The organism is Spartinivicinus marinus (genome assembly GCF_026309355.1).
Lineage (GTDB): Bacteria > Pseudomonadota > Gammaproteobacteria > Pseudomonadales > Zooshikellaceae > Spartinivicinus > Spartinivicinus marinus.
This window is the reverse complement of the sequence record NZ_JAPJZK010000001.1, coordinates 5,614,594-5,634,345: the sequence shown is the minus strand read 5'-3', so window position 1 is coordinate 5,634,345 and position 19,752 is coordinate 5,614,594. Positions and strand designations below refer to the sequence as shown.

Genomic DNA, 19,752 nt, shown 5'->3' with positions numbered 1-19,752 from the left:
CTCATGTTATACTTCACTAGTGGGGTATTTTATTTACTTTTCCATACCTTAATCAGCATCCAAACACCCACTACCACCGAAATGGCCAACCAGATTATTCCCCAAAAGATGGTGGCCCCTCCAAATTCTTCGGCTAACATAGCAGCATCTGAGCGCAAGTGACTTCGCACAATTGTGTCACTAATGATGTCTAATGGCACATACATCATACAACTGATGCCGATTAGTCTTAACACTAAATCATTTAACCAGTGACTGCCTTTAATGGCCAATAAGGCTAAAACTGCCCCCACAACTAAACAAAAAATAAGTGCAAACTGGTTGGGCGAAAACAACAAAATAACCACTAACATCAACAACGCCAACGCACCCGTGGCATATCGATCTAAGCGAGTACGGTCAGCAAACCAAAACAGCACTACCCCCCACAGTAATGAGCCTAAGTACCCTGCCGTTAAAGTCCAAAATCGACTGCCTCCAGCTGACATCACCGCCCCCCCCTGACGGGGGTCTAATTCAAAGCTCACTACTTTTCCTCCCGTAGCAACTGTCATCAGAGCATGGGATAACTCATGGAAAAATACAGTCAGCATTTTCAGCGGATACAACCAACTGGAGTGCCAACCAACAATAATGGCTAATATAACTGCAAAGGTAATCAGCCGGGTGGCCTGCTTTGATTTTGCTGTTGCTTGCTGAGTGTCTAATTTTACTTCGTTCATAATTTGACTTTGCTAAGGCCTTCTGTTGAACATCTCTAGTCATTGTATATTTTTTTACATTCTACCATAGCCAAACTAATGCCTTTGCATTACCTTTTAAGTGAGTAAAAAATACTATAATAATAATGCCAAAGGAGTGAGCATGAACAACTTAAGTAGACTATTCACTATCTGCTGGCTATTGTTAGCTGGCTTTAGCCTATCATCCACTCATTATCTTTACGCAGCCAATGTACCGCCAGGTACTCAGCTAGCAAAACAGCAGGTGTTTATTCGAGGCATTGGTGCTGAGCCCAGTTCCCTTGATCCACAACTGGTTGAGGGTAGTCCCGGCGGATTTGTGGTTAGAGACCTGTTTGAAGGGTTAGTGACAGAAGATGATACTGGTAAAATAGTACCAGGACAGGCAATATCATGGACAATCAGCCAAGACAAAACCATTTATACCTTTACACTACGTGATAACGCGCGCTGGTCAAATGGTGAGCCAGTAACCGCAGATGATTTTGTCTTTACGTTTAGACGAGCCGTTGATCCCCAACTAGGCTCTAGCTATGGCTGGTATATGGATTTAATCGGTATTAAACATGCTGATGCCATTATCAAAGGCAAACAAAAACCTACGACATTAGGTGTTCGTGCTATTGATCAGAAAACCCTTGAAATTACTTTAAAACACCCACTGTCTTATTTTATCAAGACATTAGCGCATTACACGACATTCCCAGTACACCCAGCCACAGTCAAAAAACATGGCGAGAAATGGACTCAGCCCGAACATATTGTTACCAATGGGCCTTATAAGCTGACTAAATGGGTGGTTAATGAACGAATGGAAGCTAAACGCAACCCTTATTATTGGGACAATAGTAACACGGTTATCGAACAGGTAACCTTTCTGCCTATTGAATCGGCAAATACCGAACTAAACCGCTATAAAGCAGGAGAATTACATTGGACCCGGGAAATCCCAGAAGACCACTATAACAACCTTAAAAAAACCATCACTGCTGAAGTAAAATCCCATGGTATTGCATCTACCTACTTTTATTCTTTTAATACTCAAAAAAAACCTTTTAACGATGTCAGAGTAAGAAAAGCCTTATACTTAGCCATGGACCGGGATATCCTCGCTAACAAAGTGCTGGGCATGGGTGAAATACCAGCTTATAGTTTAACCCCACCTTATATTGATGGTTATGTGGCAGTGGATAACCCTTTTGCTAACATGACTCAACAACAGCGTAATGCTGAAGCCCGTAAACTATTAGCTGAAGCAGGCTACCATAAAAACAATCCTCTTACCTTTGAATTGCTTTATAACACTAACGAGTCACATAAGCGCATTGCACTTGCCGCATCCGCTATGTGGAAACAAAACCTCAAACATATTAAAGTCAATTTAATAAACCAAGAATGGAAAACATTTTTAAGCACTAAACGGCAAGGCCAATTTGAGCTGGCTCGCTATGGCTGGAATGGTGATTACAATGAGCCCTCTACTATGCTCAGTGTGATGGCTTCTACCAGTGGGGCCAATGATGGTAAGTACAACAACCCTAAATACGACGAGTTGCTAACAAAAGCCGCTACAGCCAAAGACCCTTCCCCTTATTATCAACAAGCCGAAAGACTACTGATCACGGATTTCCCTATTATCCCGTTTTATTATTATGTGAGTCGTAATTTATTAAAGCCCTATGTAAAAGGCTATTTAAATACAAACCCATTAAACAATATGTATACTAAAAATCTATATATAGTTGCTCAATAGTTTATTGTTCCCCAACACCTAGCAATTGAGTGCAATATGGGAGTAGTTTTTTATTTTTTACTTTTCTAATAGCACAATTAACCTTAGGCACCAAGCTTTGATGTTTTTTGTGAAGATAGTGGTAAATAATAATTTTTTGTAACGGGGGTTGTAATACGTTAACCCCCTTTACACCTGACAATGACAAATTGCCACTCTCATGCAAAACAGCAACATCAATTCTACCAGCATCTAATGCTTGAAAAAGTTGAGTGCCATAAGACACTATCAATGTATCCATGCCTTTAGATCCAATCTCAGCATACTTAGCACCTCGTAAAACACCAATCCGGTAAGGACGTAAGCTCTCCCAACCATCAACTTTAAAATTATGGTGCTTACTGTAAACGAGTACATTGAGGCTATAGAGAAACTCAGGCACCATTATTAAGTTAGGATATTCTTTTTCCATTCCTGCAATTCGACCTGCTTCTCCATCCACTCTTCCGCTGTTAGAAGCAAGCAAAGAGCGTTTATTAGGCATAATTTTCAATTCAATTGGAATATTCAGCAACCCATACGCATCTGTTAAGATTTTCTCCATTACTCTTACATGGGTTAAATCCTTATCTGCTAAAGTTGCAATAGTCAATTGAGCAGAAGTACACCAGGACATGCTGGTTAGAAATAAAAAGCTTACTAAACAATAACTGAAGCGCTGGCCATACATCTTCCATACCAAAGGAATGGCTTAAAACTTAGTTAAATAATAGCCTACTGCTCGTGAACCATACGGCATCGTACTAATCACTAGGGAGTCAACAACCACTCACAGATATTTTACATTATTGCTCGCTCTAAAATACGGTAGTGCATTGACCGGGTAACGAGCAAACCCCGGTATATCAGAAAAATCAGTGCTTTGGTTCATCCTAATACCCTCCTCCCTGGATATTAAGATGATGATCCAAACCTTTGATTACATAAAGTCGATGATTACTTGACGATAAACGACAAATTTATACCTATCATGTTTAGGTGTAGGGTATAAAATTCATTCGCGAAGAGTATGTTTAATGCTGCCAAAATGGCTTGCTCACTTCTCTCTGCTGCTCAAGCTCAGTAACACCAATATCTTTCAGCAGATAATGTGGCAACTTCGCCAACTGCCGTCGTTGTTGGCTATTCATTTTCCAGCGCACCAAAGTAAATTTGATCAGGTTAACTAAATCTAATAGGCTTTTAAATTGATAACGCCTTAAATGATCGTTGCTTATAAAAATAGGGAGCTTTGTACAGTTTTTAATGGTACCGAGTAATCGTCTCCAGCTAAAGAGCCTGCCAACTCCTTCTGCTCATATTTATTACGATAGCAGGATTGCCGATGCAAATGATAATATCAAAAAAATATCTGGACATATGTGCAGTCAAGCAGCCATTCAATTTATCGTATTAACATCATTATTAAAAAGCAGGCTAATTAAATAATTTAAAATACCTGATTAACTTTTCCTTATCACCAATGTTTATTCCTAAAGCATTTTAATAGCAGCTTTTTAGATCATTTTGGCACTGGCTAGCATTCTCATAGGGCTCTATTACTAAACTATGAGCCTAATCCTATGAGGGTTGATAATGAATACGATGACCTTAGATGCCTGGTGTAAGCCAGAAGGTGCTGATCACTCCACGCCCTTAGGAAAAATGACCTTTCGTATCAGCGAGCAAGATCACCTAAAAATGGAAGATGCTGAAGAAAAGCTAGCAAATAGTGATGAAAAAGAAACCATGATCCCAGCGGATATGACCAGTATGGAAATGGAAATGCCCGAAAACTGCGAAGCGTTATCTGATTGTTCACTGCGTGTGTATCTACGAGCTGAAGATCAACGTGGATTTTTCCATTTGGTTGGACACCGAGCTGAAGACCATGCCCTGGTTTACACAAACTCCGTTATGGTCGAACAGCTGGGTTAGTCGCGACAGGAACCACCAAACCGCGTTATTCGATAAGGGGTTAAATTGATACTGGGCTTAACCCCTTGAATCATCTCCTTAATTAATTGCCCTGTTATTGCTGCCTGGGTCAACCCTAGATGTTGATGACCAAATGCAAAATAAATGGGGCCAATCTGGTCAATAACCGGTAATGAGTCGGGTAATGAAGGCCTAAACCCCATCCAACGTTCTCCAGGCTGGTTCGGTAACTCAGGGATCAATGCTTTTGCATGCTGCAATAACATATCCGCTCGCTTCATATTGGCTGGCCGCTGAAGTCCGGCAAATTCTACAGTACCTGCTAAGCGTAAGCCTGCTTCCATTGGCGTCATAATAAATTTTCGCTCACCGGAAGAAACTGCCATCTTTAACATTTGGTTAGCACCTGGCACCATCAAGTGATAACCACGCTCAGTATCTAATGGCACTTTAATCCCCGTCAGTTGTTGTACCCACTGTTTAGACCATGCCCCTGTCGTTAATACCAACCTTCGTACTTGATACTGACTGTTTTCCTTTTGACTATGCAGGTAATCACGAGGTTGTACATGAATAACACAGCCATCTGCTGTTTTATATAATGCAGTCACATTAGCACACTGGAAATGCCCCCCTATTTTCCGATAATAATCATACAAGTCTATGGCAAGCCGATAAGGATTAATGGTATGCCCAGTATTTGGAAATAAGACACCTGCTGTCACCTGTTTGCTCAGCAAGGGTTCTAGCGCCCTTACTTCCTCAGCTGTTAAATAATTAACTATAACGCCATGAGCAGCCATCAATTGATATTGTGCTTGATTGGCGGCAAAAGCAGCTTGCGACTCAAACACCACCATTGAACCATGAATGTTTACTAAGTGCTCGATCTTGGCCGCTTTTAGTAAGGGACGATAAGCCGTTAATGCCTCTTCATTTAAAGCCTGTAATGCCAACATATTTTGCTTAAAAGTATGCATTCGACTTTGCCAAATAAACCGCATTAACCAAGGTAAAATCTGTGGTAAATATTGCCACTGAATAGCCACAGGCCCTAATGGATTCAATAACATGGCAGGAATTTTGGTCAAAATATGGGGAGAGGCCAGCGGTAATACCTGCTCTGTGGCAAAGTGCCCAGCATTACCTTTTGACGCACCTTCAGCCGGTGGTTGGCGATCTAACAATAAAACATTTAATCCAGCCTGCTTTAAATAGCAGGCACAGCAAATCCCGACAATACCTGCACCCACCACAGCCACATCAATTGTTGTCTGCTGTTCCATTTTATTAATCCTTACCTTACCATCCATGTCATATCAGGTTTATATCGTATACACTATACGCAACCTGTCTATTAAATAAACCAGTACAACTACCAAAGCAAACGATAACACGCTATGCGAAAAGGAACTTTCTTTTGTATTGATGCCCACACCTGTGGCAACCCAGTACGATTAATTGCCAGTGGTGCTCCTGCATTAAAAGGCAATACTATGAGCGAAAAACGCCAGGATTTTTTGCAGCACCATGATTGGATTCGTCAAGCACTGATGTTTGAGCCCCGCGGCCATTCGATGATGTCAGGCACTATCGTATACCCTTCTTGTAGTGAATCAGCTGATGCAGCCATTTTATTCATTGAAACCAGTGGCTGTTTGCCCATGTGTGGACATGGAACCATCGGTACTGTGACGGCTGCATTGGAACATGCCATGATTCAACCCAACACTCCTGGTCAATTAATTTTAGATGTCCCTGCAGGCCAAGTGCGTGTTGAATATCAGCAAACAAATAATAAAATCACCGCCGTCAAAATTTTTAATGTGCCTGCTTACCTTGCGCATTCAGAAGTAGTCATCAACTGTCCTGAATTAGGTGAATTAGTCGTCGATATTGCGTATGGAGGTAATTATTACGCCATTATTGATCCTCAGCCTAATTATGCAGGACTTTCGTCAATGACTGTCGATAAATTGCTTTTTTATAGCCCACTGATTAGACAAAAGCTAAATGAAGTCGTTGATTGCATCCACCCCTTAGACAATACGGTTAAAGGTGTAAGTCATGTATTATGGACGGGCAACCCAACCCAACCTACCGCTACTGCTCGCAATGCAGTATTTTACGGTGACCGGGCTATTGATCGCTCTCCTTGTGGCACAGGTACCAGTGCTCGTATGGCCCAATGGACAGCAAAAGGCAAGTTAAATGTAGGGGATCAATTTATTCATGAAAGTATTATTGGGAGCTTATTTGAAGGACGAGTAGAAGCCATCACGGAAGTAGGCAGTTACCCTGCGATTTTACCAAGTGTTCAAGGATGGGCAAAAGTCTATGGCCACAATACCATTTGGGTAGACTCTGATGATCCTTACTGTTATGGCTTTGAAGTTAAGTAAAACATAGTTTTGTAACATTTAGGAAAGCTTTCATAAGACTTGTTAGTAAACTATTAGCTAGGTTAGGTGTTGGTGCTTTTCGACAGACCACCAGCCTGCCTTCAAGCCAACGCCTTGATTGTGAATTTACCAGATGTAAACAATTATTAGCGGTGCCCTATAATGTACTCATTAGCTGATTGATTTCTGGCAGGTTGTTGAATGAGATTCCCTACCCTAGCACTTTATATTCTGCTATCAGTCAAAGCTTTGAGCGTATTTGCGGCAGAGCCAATTACACTAGCGACGGGAGAATACCCTCCTTACAACTCTGTAACCTTTCAACATTATGGTTTAATGCCAAAAATCATAACTGAAGCATTTGCAACAGTTGGTTATCAAGTTAATTTTGTTTTTTTACCATGGTCAAAAGCTTATTACCTCTCTAAAATTGGCAATGTTGATGGTACCGCCCAATGGTTCAACTCAGAAGAGCGAAAAATTGATCATATTTACAGTCACCCCATTCTGTCTGAAAAAGTGGTTTGGTTTTATTTGAGAGAATACCAATTTGATTGGAAAACCCTGGATGATCTCACAGGCATTAGAATTTGTGCCTTAAGGGGCTTTACTTACACCCATGAATTTCATCGTGCCATCAGAGCTGGCAACTTACATGTTAGTTTTGTCAACTACATTGATCAGTGTTTCAAGATGATACTGGCTGGACGCACTGACATCACTTTAGAGAATATAGAAGTCGCCTATTATAAACTACGTTCACTATTTAAGCCTGAGTTAGTCAGTCAATTTGTCTACCACCAAAAACCTTTTCAAGTCAGTTATAACCACCTGCTTATTTCGAAAAAAACTCTTGACGCCCAAAAAATCATTAATGATTTTAATCGAGGCCTAAAGCAATTAAAAACTAGCGGAAAAATCAATCAAATTCTGAAAAACTCAAGAATGGGATTGTATGAACCAAAGCAATAACTGCCTCTACGGTAAACGTCATGTATATACCCAATAATCATTCATGAAAGGTCTACTCGTGCAACAACTGATTACTTTCATTTTACTGATTAATCTGTCACTTCAAGCCTACTGTCAAGAAGTACAGATAGTCACTGAAAACTTCCCTCCCTATAACTTTGAAAAAGCAGGAAAAATAGAGGGAATGTCAACTGAAATTCTCTTAGCAGCTTTAGAAGAGGCAAAACTTAAGCCCAAAATCAGTATTTATCCTTGGGCCAGAGCTTATGATATTGCTCTAAATACTAAAAACTATATGATCTACTCCATTGCCAAAATACCTGAGCGCGAAAATTTGTTTCAATGGGTAGGAGCCATTGCCCCCTATAAAACTTCTTTATATAAACTTAAAGAACGAACTGATATTAATATACAATCATTAGACGATGCTAAACAATATTCTATTGGCTGCTCGATTTCCGATGTCATCACTACTTATTTAAAAAAACAGGGATTTTCTCAGTTAAGGGCCGTATCCAATGATACGCAAAACTTACGCAAACTCCTATTAGGCCGTATTGACCTGATTGCATTTGATGAAGCATCATTTGTTCACAATATTAAAAAGGAAGGATTAGCAATTAACAAATATTCACGGGTTTATAGGCTAGAAGACTTATCTGATGAGCTCTATATAGCTTTTAATAAAAACTCAGATGCAGCATTAGTAGAAAAGGTTAGAAATGCACTAGCCACTATTCAAAAAAAGGGAGTCATTCAGTCAATCCATAAAAAATACTTTTTTTAACCAAGCCTTCGATTCATTTTTTATCTATCTCCACACAATTTCGGCCACCATTTTTAGCCTGATATAAAGCCATGTCAGCTCGATGAATAGCCTGTTCTATAGCAGTGTCCTCTTGTCGTACTTGAGATACGCCAATGCTAACTGTAATCTGTAATTGTTTGCCATCAAACTCAACAGATAGTTGCGCTACGCCCTCTCGAATTCTTTCTGCAAGACTATAGCTGGTTTGTAGGTCTGTCTGGGGTAGAGTGATACAAAACTCCTCTCCCCCCATTCGACCTACAATATCATGCACACGAATGGACTCGCTAAGGAAATCAGCAAACTCCATCAGTACCTTATCACCTGCAATATGACCATGAATGTCATTGATTTGTTTAAAAAAATCAATATCTAAAACCAATACAGACAGTGTCTGTTTATACCGTTGAGATCGCGAAAACTCTTTATCTGATAACTCTAGAAAATGCCTTCTATTAGGAAGCCCAGTTAATGCATCAGTGGTAGCTAGATAAGACAGCTGCTCGTTTACCGCTTGCAGCTCCTTTGTTTGAGCAAGAATTTTTTCATTGAGTCTTTCCTGTTTTTCTAATGCTCGCTGTAACTCTTTAGTCCGCTCTTCAACTTTCAGTTCCAGCTCAGTATTAGTTTTTTTTAATTGATGAAAAAGCTCCATATTTTCTTTTTCAAGTTCAAATGCCTCCAATGCACGACGAACGGTTATGATCATATCCTCTCTATCATAAGGCTTTAATATAAACTTATATACATGCCCTTTATTGACTGCATCAATAATAGCATTGGCATCCGCATAAGCAGTGAGAATCATCCGAACAGTCAGTGGACACATTGCAATCGTTTTAGACAGAAAGTCTACCCCGCTTAGTTTTGGCATCCGTTGGTCAGAGATAATCAGATCAAACTGTTCACTCCCATTACTACTTTCAATTAAATTTAATGCTTCTTCGCCATCCTGAGCTTTAGTGACATTATATTCTTGGTTTAAGGCACTTTCTAACGCTTCCAGATTGTCAATCTCATCATCAACAATCAGAATATTATGCTTCTTATATTTATAATTTTGTTTCTGAATATCCTTAAGCTTTTTATCACTAAAAATGCTCATGTCAATCCCCATAATGGTCATGTAACGGAAGCGATATCGTTATTGTAGTTCCTATTTGTTCCTCCGTATTCACTGCTATACGGCCATGATGCCTTTCAACAATTTCATGAGACAATGATAAACCCAAGCCTGTTCCCTCTCCTACTTTTTTGGTGGTAAAAAAAGGGTCAAATATTTTTTGCTGTACGGATTTGGGCATACCAACGCCATCATCTTCAAAACTGATATACAAATATTTAGCTGTTTGAAATGACCGAACAAATAAGTGCCCCACTTCTGGCTCTGTCGACTGATGATATTTAGCTTGAATTGCCTGACAGGCATTGATCAATAAATTGAGAAACACTTGATTAAGTTTAGCTGGCCAGCAAGTCATTAATGGTGCTGATTTAAAGTCGCAGTAAAAATCCACACTACGTTTAAATTTAGTTTTCACTAATTTAATAGTTGATTTTAATTCATCAATGATATCCACATCATCCCGACTATCTTCGTCAAACCGGGAAAATGACTTCAATTCATGAACAATGTTTTTTATTCGGGTACTGCCATTTAATATATTATTATTGTGTTTAAATAGCTTAGCAAAACGTGTATTGAACTCATCTTTTATTGACTGGCTCACTTCTTCACCTGCCAGTTCAAAAATAAATGATTTAAATGTTTCTAACTCATGCTCAAGGTTTTGCCCTCCCACATGTACAAAGTTAACCGGGTTGTTAATTTCATGGGCAACCCCCGCAACCAATACCCCCAAACCGGCCATTTTTTCGGAATGAACCAACTTAGACTGCGTCTCTTTTAATCGGACATGCTCTTTTTGCAGTTGATCCAGTGTATCCTTGAGTACTTTGGTCCGCGTTTTAACTTGTTGTTCTAGACCTTGCCTAATATAAATATTATCTAAAGTAATCGATAAAGACTCTATCAACATACTGATCGCATTTTTATCCTCTATAGAAAGCGATTGTTCAAGCTTACCATTGACTTCTATGAACCCTAATAATTCATTTTTACGTTTAACTAATAAAATCAATTTATTATTGTATTCACTATATAAATTTTCATTATCTTTAAAATCGTTAACTGTTTCAGGTAAAATCTCATGTACATCATAACAACTAAGGCTCATCAACTTTTGTTGGTTAATATCATTCACAGCATTACTTATCAACTTATATTGATAAGTAAGAAAACCTTCTTTCGATTTGTTATTATATTCATAGTGACCAAATTGAATCAGTTGAACAATATCATGGTAAATAAGCTCAATGATATTATGTGTCGCCAGCGCCATGGCACTAAATTGATCGTTAGCACTGGATAAATCTCTAACACCATTCAATAAAATAGTTAATCGACGATGGCTGTTCTGCAGGTGCCTCCTGGTTTCCAACAGGCTACTAATCATCTGGTTAAACCCGGCTTCCAGCACGGTTAATTCATTATATTTTTTTACTTTAAGATCAACAGCTAAATTATCGATATTATCTGACTTCACTTTTTCCATCGCTCGGGATAATATCGCTAATGGTTTAGCCAGCATATGATGTGAAAATAACAGAAACAATATCCATAAGGCTGCTGTTTTTAATACTGCATTGACGACAATTAATGCAAATCCAAGTTTAACGCTATCAAATACGACACTATCACTGGAGTATAGTGTTAACATTCCAATTTTCTCAACCTTATGCTTTTTTACTTTCCCCTTAGTATAAACATTCAACAACTTAATTGGCGTTATAATTGTTGAGTATTCAAATACTTCATAATCAGAAATTATATCTATTGTATTTTTTTTACTAGAAAAAGACACCTCAATTTTTTTATCAAAAATTGGTCCTAAAGCCCCAATGACATTATTATCATTATCTCTGATAAGCACACCAAGTACATGAGATGATTTATTCATTCCTTCAAGAGCACTTTTTGTCGATTCTGGGTTGAGATCCCAGATAGACCTCCGCAATACCGGCGCAAATGCCTCACTGATATTAATTAACTCATTGTATATACTCTGCTTTGTTTCAGTAAAATCGACTACCATATGGGTAAGGGTTAGGACTATAGTAATTAATAGGTAGATTGAAAAAACCGCTTTTAGTAGCTGGGTCGCGATGGAGTTGCGGGTGCCAACTAAAGCCACAGCCTCACTTGCAGATACGCCTCGGTCAGACATAACAACATCAATACCTATTGATTCGACATGTCAATAGATTAGATAGAATTAGTAGATTCAACCATTCAGTCACAACATATCTTCTACTTTGACACACTTACCTCCAGCTGAAAGCTTTGCTAGCTACGCACTGGGTATATCACATTATCCTTTACTATACTGGTGAGTGTCTCGACAGATAAAAGTAAACATATCCAAAACGCCTTCAACTGGTGACAAGCCATTATGTAATGAACAGTACTACCAATAGATGCTTAGCAGCGCTTTTATTCACATTTTTTCTCAAACCCATCATTACAATGAGTGATGTTATTATTGCGGCTGGCAATGGCTGGTGTCCTTATATTTGTGTAGATCCATCAACCGAAGCGGGATTTGCCGAAAAACCTGGCATTTTTTCTGAGGTGGTCATACGCATTTTAGCTGACCATGGACACTCATTGAAGCTGGCCAGCATGCCATGGTCAAGAGCTATTCTTGAAACAAGAAATGGAAAATATAACGCCGTATTTGGATCCTCAAAGAGCATTACACCCGACTTTATTTTCCCAGCTATACCACAAGTCACCTATAATATGTGTTTCCACACACGAGATCACTTCACTTGGCAATACACAGGCATAAATAGTTTAGAAAGCGTTCGGTTAGGGATCGTACAGGATTACCCTTACGATGATGGTGGTGAAGTGGACCAATATATAAAACAAAATACCAACAACCACTTTATTCAAGTACTAAAAGGCGATGACCGTGGGGCATTACTAAGAAATATTCAAAAACTAGCGACAAAGCGTGTTGATGCTATTATCGATAGTCCCTATGTGATTAACCATACGCTACAAACACATCAGTTAACACATAAGCTTAAAATAGCAGGCTGTCTAAAAACAGGCGAAATGTCTATTGCTTTTTCCCCAGCGCTTTCTTCTTCCAAACAATATGCCCGATTAATAACTGAAGGTATGATCAAGTTACAAGCAAGCGGAGATTTAGAGAGAATTCAAAATAAATACCGCTTTAGCCACTGAGGGAAATAACTTGCCTTCCCTCAGCAGAGTCGCTCTAAAGGGTATAAGGATTTATGATTGATTTAACCATTGCTTAACGACAGCCGGGTTATTGTTAATCCATTCTTCAGCGACATCTTCAGGCGCTTCTTTTTCTTGAGCAATCTGATATATCCACTGACTGATGTCATCCGTTGTGAAGGACACATTATTTAAAAACTCGGCTACTTGAGCATTTCGGCTCAGTAATGATTTTGAATAAGCTAAATACACTTTCGTTTCTGGCCAATCACAGGTAATGGAGCTTTTTTCTAACCATTCATCCCCTTGTACCATATTCCAACAGCCATCTGGGTTATAGTGAGGATCTTGTTGTTTGTCTTGACTGGCATAACCGGTAAATGTTGGCTCTTCTAATTTTCGTAAATCATACGCCTTATGAATCCAGTCAGGTGTCCAGGAATAAAATAAAATCCCTGTTTTCTTACGAAAGGCTGTTTTAAGTTGTGCCCTTAGAATAGCATCAGACACATGAAAGGCTTTAAAATATTGGTCAAACCCATAGCTTTTCGCTTTGACTTGGTTGACTTTCACAATGCCCCAGCCAGGGGCTCCCGGCCAAAAGTCACCTTTACCATCTCCATCCTGATCAAATAATTTAGCGATTTCAGGCTTGGCTAGGTCATAAACGGATTTTACCCCATACTTTTCTTGGATATAGCCAGGAATAAATAAGCCTTCTGTCCCCATATAAGGTTTTTGATTAGCCAATACCGACTCTTTGCCTCCTTTCACTACAAACTTTGCCCAAGGCTCAGCCTGAGAGGAAGTCCACACATCAGGGTGAACGTCAATACTCCCCTTACCTTTATCCATCGAGGCCCAAATTGCTGACTGATCTGTAGCGACTATCTTTACATTAACATCCAAATGTTTTTCCATTACCTGTTTCAATACCTGTTCGATAGCCAAAGAAGCATCCCAGCTCACTTCACCAATCACAATGGTATCTTTAGCTGCAGCAACGTGGGTTACCCCCAAGGTTAACACAGTGGCTAACCCTAGTTTTTTTATTATTTTACTCATTATTATTACTACCTCTTTTTATTTTCTTTTTCCTTGAACAATCCTGTCCAGTATCATCGCACATAGCACAATGGCAATACCGGCTAATAAACCTTTACCTGCCTCTAAATGCTGCAATGAAAACAGTACATCATACCCTAACCCTCCCGCACCAATCAGGGCTGCCACCACCACCATTGACAAGCTCATCATGATGCTTTGATTGATACCGGTCATAATGGAAGGAATGGCTAATGGTAATTCTGCTTTAAATAAAATTTGTCGCGAGGTGGCACCAAACGCTAACATGGTTTCAATCACTGAATCCGGCACCTGTTTTATGCCTAACGTGGTTAATCGAATCATGGGGGGCATGGCAAAAATAACCGTTGCTAATACGGCAGGGGGTTTACCGATGGAAAAAAATGCAATAGCCGGTATTAAATAAACAAAGCTTGGCATGGTTTGCATTAAATCTAGAATGGGTGTTAACACTGCATTAAAACGAGGCTTTCTTGCCGCTAATATACCCAAGGGCGTACCCACAATAAAACAGATAAATACCGATGCAGCCACTAACGCCATGGTACTCATGGCTTTATTCCAAAACCCAAAAAAACCTAAATACGCTAATGCAGCAGCAGTAAATGCAACCACTTTCCAACCCGCTGCCCGCCATGCCAATAACAGCAATAGTAATGCCATGACTGGCCATGGGGTACCAATAAAAATCAGCTCAAGAAAGTTTAAAACTTCTCTGATAGCCGCTGTAATATTATCAAACATGCCCTCAAATTGGCTTATCATCCAATCGACACTATGGTCAATGGCTAATGCGGTTTTTGCCGCAATTTTTCGCGAGGTGGGAAAGGTTTCAAGAAAACTGGCAATATGCGTGGCAGTAAACTGATAAATGGTCAGCGGATAGGTGGCTAATATTAGCAGGCAACCGATGCCAATCCGCTTACGACTAACGCCACACTGCAAGCCGGTGTTCACACGCCACCGCTTAAAATAAGCATAATACAGTTGATTAGCGACAAGTCCACCCAACAAACGAAACATCACCAATAGTGATATTCCCATCATCAAGTTGGCTTCTGGGTATTTTTCACTCCCCCATAAACTGCGACCGATGATAACCAAGCCAATCACATCGGTGATAGATAAAAGCCAAAATAATACCCAAATGTTGCGATAAGCAGCCCATAGCGGTCCAAATAATACAGCTGCCGTATTAAAACTGAGTTTTTTGCCATGAACAAGCTGGTTAAATTGTTGTGAATAATAACTGGAAGAATGCACTAAAAACTGTTTTAACTGTGCCAGTTCTTTTGTCTTATTAGGCAGGCTATTTATACCTGCATCTATACTTGCCATGCTTAATCACCTCCTTGTATACCACGCAACAACTGTTTTCTTGTTACGACACCCACTGGTGTTGCCCCATCACAAATAAGTGTTGGATGATCATGGGCAATGGCTAAGTCGATTAGTTGATTTAAGTTCGCATCTTGGGCGGCTGTTGGAAAATGATTAATTTGTTCAAGACAAGTGTTGCATTCGTTTAAATAATCAGCAAGCGGCTGCATAACCGATTGCGCAAATACCAGTTTAAGTCGAGAAATACCTTTAACAAAATCCGCCACATAATCATCAACCGGTGCTGTCACTATGGCTTCTGGTGTACCGACTTGAACAATTTTGCCATCCTTCATAATCGCAATACGATGGCCAATACGAATGGCTTCATCTAAATCATGGGTAATAAACAAAGTGGTTTTTTTCATAACCTCGGCCAGGGCTAAAAATTGATCCTGCAACTGACGTCTAATTAAAGGATCTAACGCACTGAAAGGTTCATCCATTAATAAAATGCGTGGGTCCGCTGCCATGGCTCGGGCCAACCCTACTCGCTGCTGCATCCCCCCAGACAGTTCAGCAGGCATCCGATCTTCCCAACCTGTCAGCTGCACTAATGCCAACTTTTCTTCAGCAATTCGTAACCGGGTTTGTTCATCCACATGGCGCAACTCTAAACCCAACGCCACATTTTCTCTTACCGTGCGATGGGGCAATAATGCGGTATGCTGAAATACCATGCCGATTTTGTCTGCACGCACTGCCCGCAGCGAGTCATCATCTAGTTCACTGATATTTTCATCATCAATCAGGATATTGCCGGCGGTGGGTTCAATCAGGCGATTGATATGGCGAACCAAGGTAGATTTTCCGCTACCAGATAGCCCCATAATGCAGAAAACTTCACCTTCTGATACGGTAAAACTGGCTCCAGCAACCCCTACCACACAGTCAAATTCGGCGTGGACCTGTTCTTTAGTTAACCCACGGGTTTGGATGGCAGTTAAGGCTTCTTCAGCTCGATCACCAAAGATTTTCCAGACATTCTGGCACTCAATCGTGGTCGCTTCACTACTGGTACTCCTCATGGATAAACCTCTTTTTTTATCGTTATTATGGTTTCAACTCCTTATGGAGAGTGTCGCGAAAAAGTCTTGGAGTAAAAATATGAAGCAACAAGATATTCTTCCACCACTCTACAAGTCCACCCCTGGCCTTTAGAGCTTTGGCTGTTCCCGACAGCCGTTCCAGAACACCCTATCACTCCCTATTTCTCAGCTTTAACGACAGCCTCTACGCGTAGAGTTAAAAACGGTATTGTTTAGTATTCCGTATTACCGCTGAATACCGTGGCTTGCTTTATATTCTTTTAACGTATTGATAATACGTATTAAACAGTCATCCCTTTCTTTAACCAGTTCATTAATTGAACGACCTTCTGTCTGGTTTAGGCAGCCTTGTACCATGGCATCACGCAATTCAGGGGTGAGTTCAGGTGCTTCTAACCGAGTCCAGGGCTCCTTCAAAGCAGGGGCAAAATGATCTAATAAATGAGCCATTCCCCCTTGGCCACCCCCCAAATGATAAGTTAAGCAGTGACCCATAATGGCCCAGCGCAACCCCATCCCATAGGCAATGGACTTATCGATATCTTCGACACTGCATTCGTTATTCGCCACCATATGCAGCGCTTCGCGCCAAAGGGCCTCTTGCAGCCGATTACCAATAAAACCTGGTAGCTCCTTATCCATCTTGGCGACTTGCTTTTCGATGGACTCATAAAAAGCCGCGGTCCAATCAACTGCTTCTGGGCTGGTTTGTTTTCCCCCCACCACTTCACAGAAAGGAATCAGATAAGGGGGATTAAACGGATGCCCTACTACAAAGCGCTCCGGATGATGCAGGCAATCTACCTGCATATCCGTCATAGCAAAACCAGAGGTACTGGAAATAATCACGACATCTGCGGGGGTTATCGAATCCAGTTCAGCAAATAACTTTCGCTTGGCTGTTAAATTTTCTGGGGTGCTTTCTTGAATCACCTGAACACATTGAGTCAACGCTTCCATGCTATTGGCAAAGCTCAGTCGCTGAGGGCTGGCGCCTTCACGCAATCCCAGCTCTTTCATGGTGGGCCAAATGGCTTCGACCATATTCAACAGATTTTGTTGGGCATCAGGGCCTGGATCATAAGCGACTACATCCATTCCCATTCTTAGAAAATGTAAAGCCCAGGCGCCACCAATGGTACCAGTACCAATCACTCCTGCCCGACTGACTTGAGTAGGCTCCAATCGGCTCACTATGGGTTGTTCCATTGGTTTATCCATGTTGCTTCAGCCCTAGCTTGGTTCTTGCTTCGGCAGGGGATAACAACCGCCCTCCCAGGTTGGTAACGATATTGGCTGCTCGCTCTACCAACTGACCATTACTGGCAAATACTCCTTTATCCAAATACAGGTTGTCTTCCAAACCAACCCTTACATTGCCACCTAACAGCATTGACTGCGCCACCCAAGGCATTTGATTACGCCCCAAGGCAAAGGCTGTCCAGTTAGCATTATCTGGCAACAGATTAACCATTCCGGTCATGACGCCAATGTCTGGGGGCGCCCCCCAGGGAATCCCATGACAAAGCTGAAACAAAGGTGGCGAATCAACCAACTCCTCTTTTAATAGTTGCAAGGCAAACCAGAGATTACCGGTATCAAAAATTTCCAGCTCAGGCTTCACCCCCAAGGCTTGGATGCGTTTAGCGCCGATCCGAAGCATTTCAGGCGTTGCCACATACACTAAATTGCTGTCACCAAAATTGAGAGAGCCACAATCCAATGTGCAGATTTCTGGCAGTAACGCTTCTACATGGGGCAGCCTGGCCATTCCCCCTACCAGATCAGTGCTTTCGGAAAAATCCGTGGGTGCTTTATCAGGCCCAAGGTAAAGATCGCCCCCCATGCCTGCTGTTAAGTTGATAACAATATCGGTGCTTTGCTCTCTAATCCGCTCTACGACTTCCCGATAAAGGGCGACATCACGGGATGCCTTGCCGGTAGCTGGGTCGCGAACATGGATATGGGCAATCGCCGCACCGGCTTTAGCAGCTTCAATGGCAGCGTTAGCGATTTGGGCTGGGGTAATCGGAATAGCAGGATGTTTTCCTACAGTATCTCCAGAGCCTGTGACTGCACAGGTGATAATGACATCGTGATTCATGCTCAGGCGAATTCCTTCTAATGGTTTTTGTCTGTTTTTTGTTTTTGTTTTGACTTGTTATTGTTGTTGCACTGCTGTTGTGACTGCCTATCAAGCTACCCTGCCTGCTCTAAGAATAATTGATATTAATCGAAGATAACTTATCTAAAATCGACAAATATGACAGTTTTAAGCCATGTTTATCAAAAAAGGTCAGCTTATGACTGACGATCTTTGCTTGGCGCTATCCCATATCGGCTGAGGTAACTGCGGGAAAAGTGAGCGGATGAACTAAAGCCACAGGCAACCGCAATATTAGTGACACTGCGGCTGGTTTGTTGTAGCAAACACCTGGCCTGCTCTAGCCTGAGATTTCGATAGTAGCTACCTGGTGTGGTCTGCAAATGCTTGCGAAATAGCCGTTCCAGCTCTCGATCAGAAATATGCACTTCAGCCGCCAGCGCAGGAATACTCAATGGCTCTTCTAGATTTCTGCGCATAATTTTAATGGCAGCAATTAACTTAGGGTTGGTTGTACCCAATCGGGCCTGAAGAGATAACAGCTGGGGGTGCTCAGCACTGCGTCGCTGACTGTAAATAAGCTGTTCAGCAATGGCGGAGGCCAAGTCTTGACCATGTTGGCATTGCACCAAATGCAGCATCATATCTAAACCAGATAGCCCGCCAGAGCAAGAAAACCGATTTCGATCAATTTCAAAAATATCATTGACCACTTTTACTTGAGGAAACATCTCAGCAAAGCTTTGCAGGTTTTCCCAGTGAATGGTGGCACGATAGTTATTTAATAATCCGGCACTGGCCAGAATATAGCTGCCTGTATCTTGGGCACCAATAAGGGCGCCATGGGAGGCTTGTCGCCTAAGCCAACCCATTAGGGCCGGATTCACCTGATGCTGGGGATCATAACCGGCACAGACAATCAGCATTTGGCAATGATCAATTTCATTAATTGTGCCATCCACCTGCACCGCAATCCGGTCGCTGGACTCGACCGATGTGCCTGTTACTGCAAGATTGTTCCAACCATATAGTTCTTTGCCACTAATGGTATTGGCCCAGCGTAAAGGATCAACCAATGAAGAAAAGCCAATCAGGGAAAAGCGTGGCAACAGCAAATAGCTGATCTGTTGGGGCAGCTTATGAGGAGGGTCACCAAACATTCATTTTTCCTAAAAATTTGACGG

18 protein-coding genes are annotated in these 19,752 nt (G+C 41.2%); 6 read left to right on the top strand and 12 right to left on the bottom strand.

Annotated features, from left to right (window positions below; genetic code table 11):
- Positions 1-29: 29 nt before the first annotated feature.
- A complete protein-coding gene (locus tag OQE68_RS25140) occupies positions 30-722 on the bottom strand; it encodes a M50 family metallopeptidase (RefSeq protein ID WP_180567089.1) in 693 nt (230 codons plus the stop codon).
- Between the two features lie 142 nt (positions 723-864).
- Between OQE68_RS25140 and OQE68_RS25135 the strand changes: the two genes are divergently transcribed.
- A complete protein-coding gene (locus OQE68_RS25135; protein ID WP_180567088.1) occupies positions 865-2,496 on the top strand; it encodes a peptide ABC transporter substrate-binding protein in 1,632 nt (543 codons plus the stop codon).
- 1 nt (position 2,497) lies between these two features.
- On the opposite strand, the gene OQE68_RS25130 is transcribed toward OQE68_RS25135, so the two are convergent.
- Entirely contained in the window at positions 2,498-3,205 is a 708-nt protein-coding gene (locus OQE68_RS25130) for a substrate-binding periplasmic protein (RefSeq protein ID WP_180567087.1), read from the bottom strand.
- Between the two features lie 343 nt (positions 3,206-3,548).
- Complete coding sequence (locus OQE68_RS25125) at positions 3,549-3,677, bottom strand: DUF1127 domain-containing protein (RefSeq protein WP_266195815.1); 129 nt, start codon at positions 3,675-3,677, stop codon at positions 3,549-3,551.
- A 433-nt stretch (positions 3,678-4,110) separates the two neighbouring features.
- Here OQE68_RS25125 and OQE68_RS25120 point away from each other — a divergent pair, with 433 nt between their 5' ends.
- Positions 4,111-4,452, top strand: coding sequence for a hypothetical protein (locus OQE68_RS25120; RefSeq protein WP_180567086.1), 342 nt, complete (start codon positions 4,111-4,113; stop codon positions 4,450-4,452).
- Here the strand turns inward: OQE68_RS25120 and OQE68_RS25115 are convergent.
- On the bottom strand, positions 4,449-5,738 hold the full coding sequence (locus OQE68_RS25115; RefSeq protein WP_180567085.1) for an NAD(P)/FAD-dependent oxidoreductase: 1,290 nt from the start codon (positions 5,736-5,738) through the stop codon (positions 4,449-4,451). The genes OQE68_RS25120 and OQE68_RS25115 overlap by 4 nt on opposite strands.
- 114 nt (positions 5,739-5,852) lie before the next feature.
- On the opposite strand from OQE68_RS25115, the gene OQE68_RS25110 reads away from it, so the two are divergent.
- The 3 genes from OQE68_RS25110 (at position 5,853) to OQE68_RS25100 (ending at position 8,613) form a co-directional block, all read left to right on the top strand.
- The gene (locus OQE68_RS25110) at positions 5,853-6,854 is read left to right on the top strand and encodes a 4-hydroxyproline epimerase (protein WP_180567084.1); all 1,002 of its coding nucleotides are present in this window, start codon (positions 5,853-5,855) and stop codon (positions 6,852-6,854) included.
- Positions 6,855-7,055: 201 nt separating this feature from the next.
- Positions 7,056-7,826, top strand: a complete 771-nt coding sequence (locus OQE68_RS25105) for a substrate-binding periplasmic protein (protein WP_180567083.1) — start codon at positions 7,056-7,058, stop codon at positions 7,824-7,826.
- A 43-nt stretch (positions 7,827-7,869) separates the two neighbouring features.
- Entirely contained in the window at positions 7,870-8,613 is a 744-nt protein-coding gene (locus OQE68_RS25100) for a substrate-binding periplasmic protein (RefSeq protein WP_180567082.1), read from the top strand.
- 13 nt (positions 8,614-8,626) lie between these two features.
- Here the strand turns inward: OQE68_RS25100 and OQE68_RS25095 are convergent, their stop codons facing one another.
- Both OQE68_RS25095 and OQE68_RS25090 read right to left on the bottom strand, forming a co-directional pair.
- Positions 8,627-9,739: a GGDEF domain-containing response regulator gene (locus OQE68_RS25095; protein ID WP_180567081.1), complete on the bottom strand. Its 1,113-nt coding sequence runs from the start codon at positions 9,737-9,739 to the stop codon at positions 8,627-8,629.
- Between the two features lies 1 nt (position 9,740).
- Positions 9,741-11,921: a HAMP domain-containing sensor histidine kinase gene (locus OQE68_RS25090; RefSeq protein WP_180567080.1), complete on the bottom strand. Its 2,181-nt coding sequence runs from the start codon at positions 11,919-11,921 to the stop codon at positions 9,741-9,743.
- A 230-nt stretch (positions 11,922-12,151) separates the two neighbouring features.
- Between OQE68_RS25090 and OQE68_RS25085 the strand changes: the two genes are divergently transcribed.
- A complete protein-coding gene (locus OQE68_RS25085) occupies positions 12,152-12,949 on the top strand; it encodes a substrate-binding periplasmic protein (protein ID WP_180567079.1) in 798 nt (265 codons plus the stop codon).
- Between the two features lie 51 nt (positions 12,950-13,000).
- Here the strand turns inward: OQE68_RS25085 and OQE68_RS25080 are convergent, their stop codons facing one another.
- From OQE68_RS25080 to OQE68_RS25055, 6 genes are all read right to left on the bottom strand, one after another.
- Positions 13,001-14,014: an ABC transporter substrate-binding protein gene (locus tag OQE68_RS25080; RefSeq protein WP_180567078.1), complete on the bottom strand. Its 1,014-nt coding sequence runs from the start codon at positions 14,012-14,014 to the stop codon at positions 13,001-13,003.
- 18 nt (positions 14,015-14,032) lie between these two features.
- Positions 14,033-15,373, bottom strand: coding sequence for an ABC transporter permease (locus tag OQE68_RS25075; protein WP_180567077.1), 1,341 nt, complete (start codon positions 15,371-15,373; stop codon positions 14,033-14,035).
- 2 nt (positions 15,374-15,375) lie between these two features.
- On the bottom strand, positions 15,376-16,443 hold the full coding sequence (locus OQE68_RS25070; protein WP_180567076.1) for a quaternary amine ABC transporter ATP-binding protein: 1,068 nt from the start codon (positions 16,441-16,443) through the stop codon (positions 15,376-15,378).
- Positions 16,444-16,689: 246 nt separating this feature from the next.
- A complete protein-coding gene (locus OQE68_RS25065) occupies positions 16,690-17,673 on the bottom strand; it encodes a 3-hydroxyacyl-CoA dehydrogenase NAD-binding domain-containing protein (protein WP_180567188.1) in 984 nt (327 codons plus the stop codon).
- Between the two features lie 4 nt (positions 17,674-17,677).
- Positions 17,678-18,568, bottom strand: coding sequence for a beta-keto acid cleavage family enzyme (locus tag OQE68_RS25060; RefSeq protein WP_180567075.1), 891 nt, complete (start codon positions 18,566-18,568; stop codon positions 17,678-17,680).
- Positions 18,569-18,765: 197 nt separating this feature from the next.
- Positions 18,766-19,728, bottom strand: coding sequence for a GlxA family transcriptional regulator (locus tag OQE68_RS25055; protein ID WP_180567074.1), 963 nt, complete (start codon positions 19,726-19,728; stop codon positions 18,766-18,768).
- Positions 19,729-19,752 lie beyond the last annotated feature (24 nt).

Excerpts from the sequence above, each read along its gene's own strand:
- OQE68_RS25135 (WP_180567088.1), top strand. The coding sequence starts at position 865 with ATGAACAACTTAAGTAGACTATTCACTATCTGCTGGCTATTGTTAGCT.
- OQE68_RS25075 (WP_180567077.1), bottom strand. The coding sequence starts at position 15,373 with ATGGCAAGTATAGATGCAGGTATAAATAGCCTGCCTAATAAGACAAAA.
- OQE68_RS25100 (WP_180567082.1), top strand. The coding sequence starts at position 7,870 with ATGAAAGGTCTACTCGTGCAACAACTGATTACTTTCATTTTACTGATT.
- OQE68_RS25055 (WP_180567074.1), bottom strand. The coding sequence starts at position 19,728 with ATGTTTGGTGACCCTCCTCATAAGCTGCCCCAACAGATCAGCTATTTG.
- OQE68_RS25130 (WP_180567087.1), bottom strand. The coding sequence starts at position 3,205 with ATGTATGGCCAGCGCTTCAGTTATTGTTTAGTAAGCTTTTTATTTCTA.
- OQE68_RS25065 (WP_180567188.1), bottom strand. The coding sequence starts at position 17,673 with ATGGAACAACCCATAGTGAGCCGATTGGAGCCTACTCAAGTCAGTCGG.
- OQE68_RS25070 (WP_180567076.1), bottom strand. The coding sequence starts at position 16,443 with ATGAGGAGTACCAGTAGTGAAGCGACCACGATTGAGTGCCAGAATGTC.
- OQE68_RS25090 (WP_180567080.1), bottom strand. The coding sequence starts at position 11,921 with ATGTCTGACCGAGGCGTATCTGCAAGTGAGGCTGTGGCTTTAGTTGGC.
- OQE68_RS25115 (WP_180567085.1), bottom strand. The coding sequence starts at position 5,738 with ATGGAACAGCAGACAACAATTGATGTGGCTGTGGTGGGTGCAGGTATT.
- OQE68_RS25120 (WP_180567086.1), top strand. The coding sequence starts at position 4,111 with ATGAATACGATGACCTTAGATGCCTGGTGTAAGCCAGAAGGTGCTGAT.
- OQE68_RS25095 (WP_180567081.1), bottom strand. The coding sequence starts at position 9,739 with ATGAGCATTTTTAGTGATAAAAAGCTTAAGGATATTCAGAAACAAAAT.
- OQE68_RS25060 (WP_180567075.1), bottom strand. The coding sequence starts at position 18,568 with ATGAATCACGATGTCATTATCACCTGTGCAGTCACAGGCTCTGGAGAT.
- OQE68_RS25080 (WP_180567078.1), bottom strand. The coding sequence starts at position 14,014 with ATGAGTAAAATAATAAAAAAACTAGGGTTAGCCACTGTGTTAACCTTG.
- OQE68_RS25085 (WP_180567079.1), top strand. The coding sequence starts at position 12,152 with ATGAACAGTACTACCAATAGATGCTTAGCAGCGCTTTTATTCACATTT.
- OQE68_RS25140 (WP_180567089.1), bottom strand. The coding sequence starts at position 722 with ATGAACGAAGTAAAATTAGACACTCAGCAAGCAACAGCAAAATCAAAG.
- OQE68_RS25105 (WP_180567083.1), top strand. The coding sequence starts at position 7,056 with ATGAGATTCCCTACCCTAGCACTTTATATTCTGCTATCAGTCAAAGCT.
- OQE68_RS25110 (WP_180567084.1), top strand. The coding sequence starts at position 5,853 with ATGCGAAAAGGAACTTTCTTTTGTATTGATGCCCACACCTGTGGCAAC.